The organism is Achromobacter sp. GW823-FHT04E03, assembly GCF_058796095.1.
The window spans coordinates 831,920-843,807 of record NZ_JBXAIJ010000001.1 but is presented as its reverse complement, the minus strand read 5'-3'; the positions used below and the strand labels follow the sequence as shown (position 1 = coordinate 843,807).

Below are 11,888 nucleotides of genomic sequence, written 5' to 3'. Positions count from 1 at the left end.
TCAAAGTGGTCGAAAACTGGTCTGAGAAGGGCAATTTTTCAGTGTATGCTTGCCGTGCAATCGCAATGCAACCGGGCGTGACCGGGGCCGAAACCCCTGCAAAGGGCAGTCCAGCAGGCATGCTTGGCCTGGAGATGATCCGGCGTCCGACCCGGTGCAAAAACTAACGATTACAAATCATTAGAGGAGTCCACACATGAAGCCAGTATTTCGTCTGACCCCGGTCATTGCAGCGCTGGGCGTCGCAGCCGGTCTGGCGTTTGCCTCGGGAGCGCAAGCGCAAACCATCAAGATCGGCGTTGTCGGCCCCACCACCGGCGCGGTCACGCAGTATGGCGATATGGTCCGTGAAGGGGTCGATACCGCAGTCGAGCGCATCAACGCCGCCGGCGGCATCAACGGCAAGAAGCTGGAAACCGTCGTGATCGACGACGGCTGCGAACCCAAGCAAGGCCCGGTCGCCGCCAACCGCGTGGTCAACAGCAAGATCGGTTTCGTCGTGGGCCACGTCTGCTCGGGCGCCACCATCGCCGCCGCCGACGTCTACAACAATGAAGGCGTGGTCATGGTCACGCCGTCCGCCACGTCGCCGGCCCTGACCGACGGCAAGAACTACGAGTTCATCTTCCGCACCATCGGCCGCGACGACCAGCAAGGTCCTGCCGCCGCCAAGTTCATCCTGGACAAGATCAAGCCCAAGAAGGTCGCCGTGCTGCATGACAAGCAGTCCTACGGCCAGGGCATCGCCACCGCGGTCAAGAACGACCTGGAGAAGGGCGGCGTGGCCGTCGCCGTGTTCGAAGGCATCAACGCCGGCGACAGCGACTACTCGGCCGTCATCACCAAGCTGAAGAGCCAGGGCGTGGACTTTGTCTATTACGGCGGCTACCACCCTGAAATGGGCCTGCTGCTGCGCCAGGCGGCCGAACAGGGCGTGAAGGCCAAGTGGATGGGTCCGGAAGGCACGGGCAACCCCGACATCAACGCCATCGCCGGCGACGCCGTCGAAGGCATGCTGTTGACGCTGCCGGCCGACTTCACCCAGAACGCCGCCAACGCCGACATCGTCAAGGCCTTCGAAGCCAAGAAGCGCAACGCCAGCGGCGCCTTCCAGATGACCGCCTACACGGCCACCCAGGTCATCGCGGACGGCATCAAGGGCGCTGGCAGCGACGACCCGACCAAGGTCGCCAAGTACCTGCACGCCAATTCCTTCGATACGCCGATCGGCAAGGTGTCCTGGAACAAGCAGGGTGACCTGACGAACTTCCAGTTCGACGTGTTCACCTGGCACAAGGACGGTTCCAAGACCGTCTACAAGTAAGTCCAGGCGCGGGCCGCCGGCCCGCGAGACCGGCGGACCCCCTGGCGGTTCCGCAGGAAACCGGGCCGGAAGCGACAGTCTTCCGGCCCGGTTTTTTTGTTCTTCCGACGGCCCGGGAACCGGCTCGGCGCGTTCCGGTCGAACGCGCGCCCGCCGCATTTGCGTAGAATGCGGCGCCATCGACCTCACTTTTTCTGTCTGGACACCATGACCAAGGCCTTGTTAGTCGAAGACGATCCGAAACTATCGCGCCTGATCGCGCAGTTCCTGGAGCAGCACGGTTTCCATGTTGCCCAGGCCTACCGCGGCGATCACGCGGTGGAGGCATTCCGCAGGCATGACCCGGCCATTACCATCCTGGACCTGATGCTGCCCGGCCGTGACGGCCTGCAGGTCTGCCGTGATCTGCGCGCGTTTTCATCAGCCCCCATCCTTATGCTGACGGCCCGCGAGGACGACCTGGACCAGATCCTGGGCCTGGAGTCGGGCGCGGACGACTACGTCATCAAGCCCGTGGAGCCGCGCGTGCTGCTGGCGCGGGTGCGGGCGCTGCTGCGCCGGCACAGCCAGCTGGACGAGCCGCCGGAGCGCCTGGAGTTCGGTCCGCTGGTCATAGACCGGCGTACGCGCGCCGTGGTGCATGCCGGTTCCGAAGTGGACCTGACCACAATGGAGTTCGAGATGCTCTGGGCGCTGGCCAGCCAGGCCGGCCAGGTGCTGACCCGCGACGACTTGCTCAATGCGGTGCGCGGCATCGAATTCAACGGACTGGACCGCAGCGTCGACGTCTGCGTCAGCAAGCTGCGGCGCAAGCTGGATGACGACCCGCGCGATCCGGCGCGCATCAAGACCGTGTGGGGCAAGGGCTATCTGTTCTCGCCCAAGGCGCACGAGGGCGGTGATGCTTAAGTTTGTCCTGCGGCTGTTCGTGGTGCTGGCGGTGGGCTTCGTCATTTCCAACGAAGTCGTGGACCGATCCGCCAACTACTTCTTCGAACCCGTCAGCGACGCCTACGCGCGCGAAGCGGTGCGGGGCCAGATCCACAGCCTGGTGCAGGAACTGAGCCGCGTGCCGCCATCCGAGCGCGAAGCGCACGTGCGCGACGCGCTGGCGCCGTACTACGGCCTGGCGCTCAAGGTGGTCGACGCCGAAAGCTACGGCGCCACCAAGGACGAGCGCGCCATGGTGGAGTCCGGCAGCTTCTTCGTGCGCGACAAGCAGCAGACCTTTGTGGCGGCGATTCCCGGTCCGGGCAGGCAATGGCTGGAGGTCAAGCTGCCGCCCGAGCCGGACATCGGCCCCTGGCTGATGGCCGCGGTGTATTCCGCCCTGGGCCTGTTGCTGTGCGCCTTCATGCTGGTGTGGGCGCTGCCCATCTGGCGCGACCTGGAGGCCCTGAAGACCGCCGCCCTGCGCATGGGCCAGGGCGACCTGCAAGCCCGGGCGCGCCTGTCGCGCCATTCCAGCATCCGCAACCTGGGCGACACCTTCAACCAGATGTCAGACCGCATCAGCGCGCTGGTGGGCAACCAGCGCGACCTGACCAATGCCGTGTCGCACGAGCTGCGCACGCCGATCGCGCGCCTGTCGTTCGAACTGGACATGATGGACCGCGAGGACGACCCGGCCGCACGCAAGCGCCTGGTCGAGGAAATGAAGAGCGACGTGGCCGAACTGGACGCCATGGCCTCGGAATTGCTGATGTACGCGCGCCTGGAACACAAGGGCGACGGCGTGGCGCTGCAGCCGCAGGACGCGCGCGGCTGGCTGGATTCGGTGGTGCAGCATGCCGGCTTCGAGGCCGGCGTGTCGGGCGTGCGCTGCGAAGTGGCACTGTGCCAGGTGCCCGAGGTGCACTTGCACCAGCGCTACATGACGCGCGCCTTGCTCAACCTGCTGCAGAACGCCATCCGGCATGCCGGCCGGCAGGTCCAGGTCAGCTTGATCAGCCCGGGCGCGCGCGAGTACGTGCTGATCGTGGACGACGACGGCCCCGGCATCCCGCCTGCCGACCGCGAGCGGATCTTCGAACCTTTCATCCGCCTGGACGAAAGCCGCGACCGCGGGACGGGTGGGGTGGGGTTGGGCCTGGCCATCGTGAGCCGGGTGGCTCGCTGGCACAACGGGACCGTGCAGGCAAGCGACAGCCCCTTGGGCGGCGCGCGTTTCGTGGTTACCTGGAAGACCGCCTGAAGCCTGGCGGGGTGCGGCGCGGCACAACGTAAACAAACTTCACAATCCGCCGCCGCAATCTTCACAAACTCCATACAAAGCGGGAAAGATCGCGGGCAGGCGCCTGGATAGCATGACGGCAGTTCTCTTCAGAGGTCTTGCCGCAAGCCATGTTTTCCCTCAGCCGCCTGGTTGCCGTAGGTATGTTGCTGGTCGCCGCGGGCGGTTGCCAGGGCGTTCCTCCCGACGCGCCGCCGCCGATCGCCCAGGGCGACTACAAGGCGGTGGTGGGTTACCTGGCCCAGCGCATCCCCTATGACATGGACGCTTCCGACGTGCCGGGCCTGTCGATCGCAATCGTCGACGACCAGCGCGTGGTGTGGAGCACGGGCTTCGGCTACGCGGACCCGCTGCGCCACCGCAGCGCCACCAGCGACACGCTGTACCGCGTAGGGACCATCACCAAGATCGTCACGGCCGCGGGCGTGCTGCGCGCCGCCGATGACGGGCGTCTGGCGCTGGACCAGCCGGCCTCGCAGGCGCTGCCCGATTGGGACATCCAGCCGCGCCGAGGCGCCATGCAATGGCTGGGCACGCATCCCTTCACCGCCCGCAATCTGCTGGCCGTGCACCCAGGATCGTTGGAAGACACCATGGGACGCGCGCGCGCTGACATGGCCTACGCCCTGCTGGGGGACATGGTTGCGCATGTGGCGAGCGAACCGTTCGACACCTACGTGCGCCGCACCATCCTGCAGCCGCTGAACATGCCGCGCGCCGGGTTCCATCCCGATCCGCGCATGCTCGAACTGCGCGCCTCGGGCTACCGTCGCGGCGCGCCCTGGACCGAAGCGCCTCAGCCCAACGAAGCGGCCGACGGCCTTTGGCTCAGCACTTCGGAGATGGCGCGCTTCTCCAGCATGCTTTTTGCCGACGGTCTTTACCAAGGCCGACGCGTGCTGAATGCCGACTCGGCCCGCGCCGTGCTCGACATGGAAACGGTGGAAGGCGGGTTGGCGCTGGAATGCCGCCTGGCCTTGTCCTGGCTGGCTGCGCCCTGTGGCGACGATATCGCCGGCACGCCATTGCGCCTGCATAGCGGCGCCACTGAAGCCTTCCATTCGCGTCTGGTGCTGGCGCCGCGCGACAAGCTGGCGGTGCTGGTCATGAGCAATTCCGACACCAGCGAGTCCTTGGTGGCCTCGGTGTCGACGATGGCGATGGCGCTGATGCGCCAGGCCAAGCAGGGCGCAATCACCCAATAGATGGGGCCGTTCCCGGCTCCACGGTTTTACCCCCCTCAACCTCGTTTCTTGGAAGCTGTTATGAAGCGAAAAATCCGTTCCACCCTGTTTACGCTCGGCGCCGGCGCTGCTTGCCTGCTGGCTTTAGTCCCGGGACTGTCCCTGGCCGATGACGCTGCGAACAGTTCCGTCTACGGCCAGCGCGGGGCCAGCTCGCGCGGGTTGACGGTGGCGACGGGGGAGGGGCCGGCCGACGAATGGCTGTTCTACGGCACGCTGGGCGCGGGCTACGCGCCGCGCTACAGCGGCAGCGACGAGTATTCCGCCGTGCCGATCATCGGCCTGGGCGTGCGCAGCCCCGGTGGCTTCTTCCTCAGCACCGACCACGGCCTGGGCTGGGAAACCCAGGCCCTGGACAGCACGTTCCGCTTTTATCTTGCGCCCAGCGCTTCGCGCAAGGACCACAAGAAGGGGTTCCAGGGATCGGACAAGCTGCGCGGCATGGGCGACATCGAAAGCCGCGCGCAGATCGGCATGGACGCTGAAACGACGATAGGCCCAGTGACCCTGTCGGCAACGGTGGCGCATGCATTCAAGAAGGGCGACAACCGCGACGTAGGCAGCGCTTACACCATGTTCAACCTGGGAGCCAGCACCACCGTGTACGAGGGTAGCGCCGGGGCGATTTCGCTGGCGCTGTCCGGCACTTTCGGCGACGGCAATTACATGCGCACCTGGTATGGCGTCAGCGGCAACCAGTCGGCAAAGTCCGGCTATCGCAAGTACACGCCCAAGGGCGGTCTGGAAAGCGTGGGCCTGGGCGCGACCTGGGCCGTGCCGCTCTCCAAGTCCTGGTCGTGGACCACGTCGGCGGAAGCGCGGCGCCTGTACGGCGACGCGGCGGACAGTCCCATCGTGCGGGATCGTGCGCAGTACACCATCGGCACCATGATGACGTACACGTATTGATCGGGGGGAAGCCCGTTCCCGGCCGGGAGCGGGTGAGACGGAAGCGGGCGGGCGCAGCCGCCGCTTCCGTCCAGCGATGGCTTTACAGGCCTTGCACGCGGCGGCCGCTGTCGGCCTCGAACCAGTGCAGCGGATGGCGGCCGTCCGGGCCCAGGCTGACGCGGTCGCCGACCTTGGCCGACGACTCGGACAGCTGGCGCGTGGTGCAACGTACGACCAGCATGTTCTTGCCGCAGCGGCTGTGGACCAGCTGTTCGGAACCCAGCGTTTCGACCATTTCGACTTCGGCCGGCACGCCCTGGGTGTTCAGCAGCATGTGCTCGGGACGCATGCCCATGATGATCTTGCGGCCGCGCACTTGCGAGGGCACCTGCAGCGGCGAGATGTCCAGCGCGATGCCGTCCAGCGTCTGCACCGTGCCGTCGCCCGCGACGTTGACTTCCATCAGGTTCATCGGCGGCGAACCGATGAAGCCGGCGACGAAGGTCGAGGCGGGCTTTTCGAACACTTCCATCGGCGTGCCGATCTGCTCGGGCACGCCCTGGTACATGACGATCATGCGGTGGGCCAGCGTCATGGCCTCGACCTGGTCGTGGGTCACGTACAGGCTGGTGGTGCCCAGGCGGCGATGCAGCTTCATGATTTCCAGGCGCATCGCCACGCGCAGCTTGGCGTCCAGGTTCGACAGCGGTTCGTCGAACAGGAACACCTTGGGTTCGCGCACGATGGCGCGGCCCATGGCCACGCGCTGGCGCTGGCCGCCGGACAGGGCGCGCGGGCGGCGGTCCAGCAGGTGACCGAGTTCCAGGATCTGCGCGGCCGCGTCCACGCGCTTCTTGATCTCGTCCTTGGAGAACTTGCGGATCTTCAAGCCGTAGGCCATGTTCTCGAACACGGTCATGTGCGGGTAGAGCGCGTAGTTCTGGAACACCATCGCGATGTCGCGCTCGGCGGGTTCCAGGTTGTTTACGACCTTGTCGTCGATGACGATTTCGCCGCCGGTGACGGTTTCCAGGCCGGCGACCATGCGCATCAGCGTGGATTTGCCGCAGCCCGAGGGGCCGACGATGACGATGAATTCACCGTCCTTGACGTCCATGTCGATGCCATGGATGACCGGCACATTGCCGGCATAGGTTTTCTTGACGTTGCGAAAGCTGAGAGTAGCCATGAGTTATTCGTGTTCGGAGTCGTGTTCGGGTGGGCGAGGGCGGGTGACCGTCACTTTTCAGTGTCGACCAGACCCTTGACGAACCATTTCTGCATCAGGATGACGACCAGCGCGGGCGGGATCATCGCAAGCATGGCGGTGGCCATGGTGATGTTCCATTCGGTCACGCTGTCGCCGCCGCTGATCATCCGCTTGATGCCGATGACGACGGGGTACATGTCTTCCTGCGTGGTCACGAGCAGCGGCCACAGGTATTGGTTCCAGCCGTAGATGAACTGGATCACGAACAGCGCGGCGATGCTGGTCTTGGACAAGGGCAGCAGCACGTCGCGGAAGAAGCGCACCGGACCCGCGCCGTCGATGCGCGCGGCCTCGATCAGCTCGTCCGGCACCGTCAGGAAGAACTGGCGGAACAGGAAGGTGGCGGTTGCCGAGGCGATCAGCGGCAAGGTCAACCCGGCGTAGCTGTTGAGCAGGCCGAGGTCGGCCACCACCTTGTAGGTGGGCGCGATACGGACTTCGACCGGCAACATCAGGGTGACGAAGATCATCCAGAAGAAGAACATGCGGCCGGGGAAGCGGAAATACACCACCGCGAAAGCCGACAGCAGCGAGATGGCGATCTTGCCGATGGAAATCGCCAGCGCCATGATCAGGCTGACGTACATCATGCGGCCCACGGGCGCGCCCGACGAACCGCCGGAAGAGCCGCCGAACAGCGCCTGCATGTAGTTGTCGACGAAATGCTTGCCGGGGATGAGGGACATCGGCGCGGACGCCACTTCCTGCGCGGTCTGGGTGGACGCGACGAAAGTGACGTAGAGCGGAAATGCCACCATCGCCACGCCGCAGAGCAGAATGACGTGGGCCAGAATATCCAGCCAGGGACGGCGTTCAACCATTGTTTATAGCCTCGGACAAAATCAATACTGCACTTTGCGGTCGACGTAGCGGAACTGCACGACCGTCAAGGCAATCACAATGAACATCAGCACCACCGACTGCGCCGCGGACGAACCGAGGTCCAGGCCGCGGAAGCCGTCGCTGTACACCTTGTAGACCAGGATGGAGGTCGACGTGCCCGGACCGCCCTGCGTGGTCGTGTCCACCACGGCAAAGGTGTCGAAGAAGGCGTAGATGATGTTGACCACCAGCAGGAAGAACGTGGTGGGCGAGAGCAACGGGAACACGATGCTCCAGAAGCGGCGCGACGGGCTTGCGCCGTCGATCGCGGCGGCTTCGATGAGCGAGCGCGGAATCGATTGCAGGCCGGCCAGGAAGAACAGGAAGTTGTACGACACCTGCTTCCACACGGCGGCGATCAGCACCAGGGTCATGGCCTGGTTGCCGTCCAGGCGCGGGTTCCAGTCGACGCCGGCATGGCGCAGGGCCACGGCCAGGATGCCGACGGAAGGCGAAAACAGGAACAGCCACAGCACGCCGACCACGGCGGGCGCCACGGCGTAGGGCCAGATCAGCAGCGTCTTGTAGAGGCCGGCGCCGCGGATGACGCGATCTGCCATGACGGCCAGCAGCAAGGACACGCCCAAACCGACCACTGCCACGAGGATCGAGAATACGGCGGTGACGCGGAAGGAATCCAGGTAGGCCTGTTGCGAAAACAGGTCCATGAAGTTGTCCAGTCCGACGAACTCGGAGGACAGTCCGAATGCATCTTCCAGCCGCAGCGATTGCCACATGGCCTGGCCGGCCGGCAGGAAGAAGAAGACCACGGTAATGATGATCTGCGGCAGGAGCAGCAGATAGGGCAAGGTCTTGTGCCCGAATACAACGCGTTTTTCCATAGGGGGAACCCAAGGTACAGAAAAGCGGTGGTTGGAGTAACCGCCGCCTGAAACCGCCTTCGTAAAATACGAGAGGCTTAAAGCCCTAAAAACCGCAGGGCCTTAAGCCTTGTACTGCCTGGCGCAAAACAGCCCAAGTCCTTGTCACGGCATGGAAAATACCGATTGACAGGACCGGGCCGGTATCGCGGAAGGGCGTTACTTTACACTCTTCTCGAACTTTTCCAGCAGCTCGTTGCCGCGCTTGACGATGTTGTCGGCGCCGTCCTTGGCGCTGACCTTGCCCGAAACGACGCGTTCGATTTCGGCGTCTTCGATTTCACGGATCTGCGGCAGGAAGCCCAGGCGCAGGCCGCGCGATTGCGCGGTGGTTTCGACGTTCAGCTGCTTGACGCCGACTTCGGTGCCCGGGTTCTTGTCGTAGAAGCCGTCCTTCTTGGTCAGCTCGTAGGCAGCCTTGGTGACGGGCACGTAGCCGGTCTGCTGGTGCCAGCGGGCGGCGATTTCCGGGCTGGCCAGGAACTTGAAGAACGCGGTCACGCCCTTGTAGGTTTCCGGCTTCTTGTTGGCGAAGACCCACAGCGAAGCGCCGCCGATGATGGTGTTCTGCGGCGCGCCTTGCACGTCGGCGTAGTAGGGCAGGGTCGAGGTGCCGAATTCGAACTTGGCGTTCTTGGCGATGTTGGCGCGCAGGCCGGACGAACCGGTGATCATGGCGCACTTGCCGCTGATGAACAGCGAGTTCGGCTCGTCGCCGCGGCCGCCGTACATGAAGATGCCTTCCTTGCCCAGCTTGGCCAGGTTTTCCAGGTGGCGCACGTGCAGCGGGGTGTTGATGGCGATGCGGGCGTCCAGGCCGCCGAAACCGTTGTCCTTGGTGGCGTACGGCACGTTATGCCAGGCCGAGAACGTTTCCAGCTGGACCCACGACGGCCAGGAGGTGGTGTAGCCGCATTCCTGACCTGCGGCCTTCAGCTTCTGGCCGGCGGCGGCCAGCTCTTCCCAGGTCTTGGGCGGCTTGTCGGCGTCCAGGCCGGCCTTCTTGAAGGCGTCCTTGTTGTAGTAGAACACCACGGTCGAGCTGTTGAAGGGCATCGACACCAGCTTGCCGTCGGCCGACGAGTAGTAGCCGGCCACGGCGCCGATGAATTCCTTCGGATCGATCGGGTTGCCGACTTCTTCCGACATCTGCTGCACCGGCTTGATGGCGCCCTTGGCGTACATCATGGTGGCGGTGCCGACTTCGAACACCTGGAGGATGTCCGGGGCGTTGCCGGCGCGGAACGCGGCGATGCCGGCGTTCATGGATTCACCGTAGTTGCCCTTGTAGACTGCCTTGACTTGGTAGTCGGGGTTCTTTTTGTTGAATTCGTCGACCAGGCCGTTCACGCGATCGCCCAGCGCGCCTTCCATCGAGTGCCAGAATTGGATCTCGGTGGCGGCATGCGCGGAGGCGCCTGCAAAAGCCGTCATGATGGCGGCAAAGGTTAAGGCAATACGGTGGGATCGCATAGAGAGGTTCCTCCAGTTGGGCGTGACGCGACCGGGTTGTCCGGGCGCAGAAAACACGACACCTTATGAATTGTTTGTGACAAAACCGTGACTTTCACATCACTCCAAACGCCTGTCAAATTGCGCGTTTTAGGCGCGAACGAACATTTTTCTTTTTTTTCCCAACGAGAACTCCCGTTTACAATCGGCTCCTATGAAAAACGAACTTTCGATTGCGTTCATCGGCGGCGGCAATATGGCCGCTGCCCTGGCCTCGGGCCTGGCCGGCAAAGTATGCGCCGCCGGCAACATACATGTCATTGACATAAACCAGGATTCGCATGCTGCCTGGCAGGCCCGCGGCATGACCACCGCGACGGCTCCGGGCGAGGCCCTGGCGCGGTGCCGCGTCTGGGTGTTCGCTGTCAAGCCACAGAACATGAAGGACGTTGTGGCTTCCACGCGTCAATGGTTGCGCGAAGACACTTTGGTGGTAAGCGTGGCGGCCGGTATCCGCGCCGATACGCTGGCGGCCTGGCTCGGTACGCCCGAGGCGCCGTTCAAGCGCCTGGTGCGCTGCATGCCGAATACGCCGGCCCTGGTGGGCGCCGGCATTACCGGCCTGGCGGCGCTGGACGGGGTGGACGCTGCCGACCGCGACCTGGCGGCGCGATTGCTGTCCAGCGTGGGTGAAGTGGTGTGGGTCGCCGATGACGCCGCGCTTGATGGCGTGACGGCCTTGTCGGGCAGCGGCCCGGCTTATGTATTCCTGTTTCTGGAAGCGCTGGTGGCGGGCGGCCAGAAGGTCGGCCTGACGGCAGAACAGGCCAAGCAACTGGCATTGGGCACGCTGGCCGGGGCGACGCGCCTTGCCGCCGAGTCCTCTGAACCGCTGGCCACCCTGCGTGAACGTGTCACCTCCAAGGGCGGCACCACGGCGGCGGCGCTCAATGCGTTCGGCGCGGCCGGGTTTGCCGCCATCGTCGAAGACGCCATGGCGGCCGCCGCCCGACGCTCGCGCGAGCTGGCGGAGGAGTTCGGCAAATGACAGCCACGGACGGGGGCACAGGCTCCCGGCGCTTTGCGCTCATGAGCCGGCCGCAGTTCGCCATTGCCGTGCTGTGCATGCTGGTGGTGGTGGTCGGCTCGAACATCCTGGTGCAGGTGCCGCTGAACGATTGGTTGACCTGGGGCGGGTTGTCCTATCCGGTCGCCTTCCTGGTCACGGACGTGCTGAACCGCCGGTTCGGCCCGGCGGCCGCGCGCAGGGTGGTCTGGTTCGGCTTTGCCGCCGCCCTGGTGGTGTCGGTATGGGTGGCCTCGCCGCGCATCGCGCTGGCTTCGGGTCTGGCCTATATCTGCGCGCAACTGGTGGACATTCAGGTGTTCGACCGATTGCGCGACCAGCGCTGGTGGCGCGCGCCCCTGGTGTCGGGCGTGCTCGGCGCCATCCTGGATACGGCCGTGTTCTTCAGCGTTGCATTCGCGGCCACCGGCGCGCCCTGGATGACATGGATGATGGGCGACCTGGCGATCAAGCTCGCGGTCAATATCAGCATGCTGGCGCCGTTCCGCGCGCTGATGTGGAATCTGGCCAAGCCGGCCAATGCCTGACCAGGCGGCGGGGCGCCTGCGGTTTTCGGGCCGCCCCGCGCTTGAATTCAATGAATAACTACGCACGTTAATTATTATTCGTAAGTCCTGCGTAAGC

At 64.7% G+C, this 11,888-nt stretch carries 11 protein-coding genes; 7 read left to right on the top strand and 4 right to left on the bottom strand.

Annotated elements, in window-relative coordinates; genetic code table 11:
• Positions 1-196 precede the first annotated feature (196 nt).
• From AC1RHV_RS03875 to AC1RHV_RS03855, 5 genes are all read left to right on the top strand, one after another.
• Entirely contained in the window at positions 197-1,324 is a 1,128-nt protein-coding gene (locus AC1RHV_RS03875; protein ID WP_054454141.1) for a branched-chain amino acid ABC transporter substrate-binding protein, read from the top strand.
• 207 nt (positions 1,325-1,531) lie between these two features.
• On the top strand, positions 1,532-2,233 hold the full coding sequence (locus tag AC1RHV_RS03870) for a response regulator (protein WP_082400978.1): 702 nt from the start codon (positions 1,532-1,534) through the stop codon (positions 2,231-2,233).
• Positions 2,226-3,518: an ATP-binding protein gene (locus AC1RHV_RS03865; RefSeq protein WP_492299758.1), complete on the top strand. Its 1,293-nt coding sequence runs from the start codon at positions 2,226-2,228 to the stop codon at positions 3,516-3,518. The genes AC1RHV_RS03870 and AC1RHV_RS03865 overlap by 8 nt, the downstream gene beginning before the upstream one ends.
• A 149-nt stretch (positions 3,519-3,667) precedes the next feature.
• Positions 3,668-4,762, top strand: a complete 1,095-nt coding sequence (locus tag AC1RHV_RS03860) for a serine hydrolase domain-containing protein (protein WP_175160462.1) — start codon at positions 3,668-3,670, stop codon at positions 4,760-4,762.
• 60 nt (positions 4,763-4,822) lie between these two features.
• Positions 4,823-5,710: a MipA/OmpV family protein gene (locus AC1RHV_RS03855; RefSeq protein ID WP_192327972.1), complete on the top strand. Its 888-nt coding sequence runs from the start codon at positions 4,823-4,825 to the stop codon at positions 5,708-5,710.
• Positions 5,711-5,792: 82 nt separating this feature from the next.
• Here the strand turns inward: AC1RHV_RS03855 and AC1RHV_RS03850 are convergent, their stop codons facing one another.
• The 4 genes from AC1RHV_RS03850 to ugpB all read right to left on the bottom strand — a co-directional run bounded on the left by AC1RHV_RS03850 (position 5,793) and on the right by ugpB (position 10,198).
• A complete protein-coding gene (locus AC1RHV_RS03850) occupies positions 5,793-6,881 on the bottom strand; it encodes a sn-glycerol-3-phosphate import ATP-binding protein UgpC (RefSeq protein WP_054454148.1) in 1,089 nt (362 codons plus the stop codon).
• A gap of 50 nt (positions 6,882-6,931) precedes the next feature.
• Complete coding sequence (ugpE, locus tag AC1RHV_RS03845) at positions 6,932-7,783, bottom strand: sn-glycerol-3-phosphate ABC transporter permease UgpE (RefSeq protein WP_013393954.1); 852 nt, start codon at positions 7,781-7,783, stop codon at positions 6,932-6,934.
• Between the two features lie 21 nt (positions 7,784-7,804).
• Entirely contained in the window at positions 7,805-8,686 is an 882-nt protein-coding gene (ugpA, locus tag AC1RHV_RS03840; RefSeq protein ID WP_054454150.1) for a sn-glycerol-3-phosphate ABC transporter permease UgpA, read from the bottom strand.
• 198 nt (positions 8,687-8,884) lie between these two features.
• Positions 8,885-10,198, bottom strand: a complete 1,314-nt coding sequence (gene ugpB, locus AC1RHV_RS03835) for a sn-glycerol-3-phosphate ABC transporter substrate-binding protein UgpB (protein WP_054454152.1) — start codon at positions 10,196-10,198, stop codon at positions 8,885-8,887.
• Positions 10,199-10,391: 193 nt separating this feature from the next.
• Here ugpB and proC point away from each other — a divergent pair, with 193 nt between their 5' ends.
• Together proC and AC1RHV_RS03825 are read left to right on the top strand one after the other, a co-directional pair.
• Positions 10,392-11,225, top strand: a complete 834-nt coding sequence (proC, locus tag AC1RHV_RS03830; protein ID WP_054454155.1) for a pyrroline-5-carboxylate reductase — start codon at positions 10,392-10,394, stop codon at positions 11,223-11,225.
• On the top strand, positions 11,222-11,791 hold the full coding sequence (locus AC1RHV_RS03825) for a queuosine precursor transporter (RefSeq protein WP_370127624.1): 570 nt from the start codon (positions 11,222-11,224) through the stop codon (positions 11,789-11,791). Before proC ends, AC1RHV_RS03825 begins: the two co-directional genes overlap by 4 nt.
• The last annotated feature ends 97 nt before the right edge of the window (positions 11,792-11,888 follow it).

Bases quoted from the DNA above. Each gene is read 5' to 3' on its own strand.
- AC1RHV_RS03875 (WP_054454141.1), top strand. From the start codon at position 197: ATGAAGCCAGTATTTCGTCTGACCCCGGTCATTGCAGCGCTGGGCGTC.
- AC1RHV_RS03870 (WP_082400978.1), top strand. From the start codon at position 1,532: ATGACCAAGGCCTTGTTAGTCGAAGACGATCCGAAACTATCGCGCCTG.
- AC1RHV_RS03865 (WP_492299758.1), top strand. From the start codon at position 2,226: ATGCTTAAGTTTGTCCTGCGGCTGTTCGTGGTGCTGGCGGTGGGCTTC.
- AC1RHV_RS03860 (WP_175160462.1), top strand. From the start codon at position 3,668: ATGTTTTCCCTCAGCCGCCTGGTTGCCGTAGGTATGTTGCTGGTCGCC.
- AC1RHV_RS03855 (WP_192327972.1), top strand. From the start codon at position 4,823: ATGAAGCGAAAAATCCGTTCCACCCTGTTTACGCTCGGCGCCGGCGCT.
- AC1RHV_RS03850 (WP_054454148.1), bottom strand. From the start codon at position 6,881: ATGGCTACTCTCAGCTTTCGCAACGTCAAGAAAACCTATGCCGGCAAT.
- ugpE (WP_013393954.1), bottom strand. From the start codon at position 7,783: ATGGTTGAACGCCGTCCCTGGCTGGATATTCTGGCCCACGTCATTCTG.
- ugpA (WP_054454150.1), bottom strand. From the start codon at position 8,686: ATGGAAAAACGCGTTGTATTCGGGCACAAGACCTTGCCCTATCTGCTG.
- ugpB (WP_054454152.1), bottom strand. From the start codon at position 10,198: ATGCGATCCCACCGTATTGCCTTAACCTTTGCCGCCATCATGACGGCT.
- proC (WP_054454155.1), top strand. From the start codon at position 10,392: ATGAAAAACGAACTTTCGATTGCGTTCATCGGCGGCGGCAATATGGCC.
- AC1RHV_RS03825 (WP_370127624.1), top strand. From the start codon at position 11,222: ATGACAGCCACGGACGGGGGCACAGGCTCCCGGCGCTTTGCGCTCATG.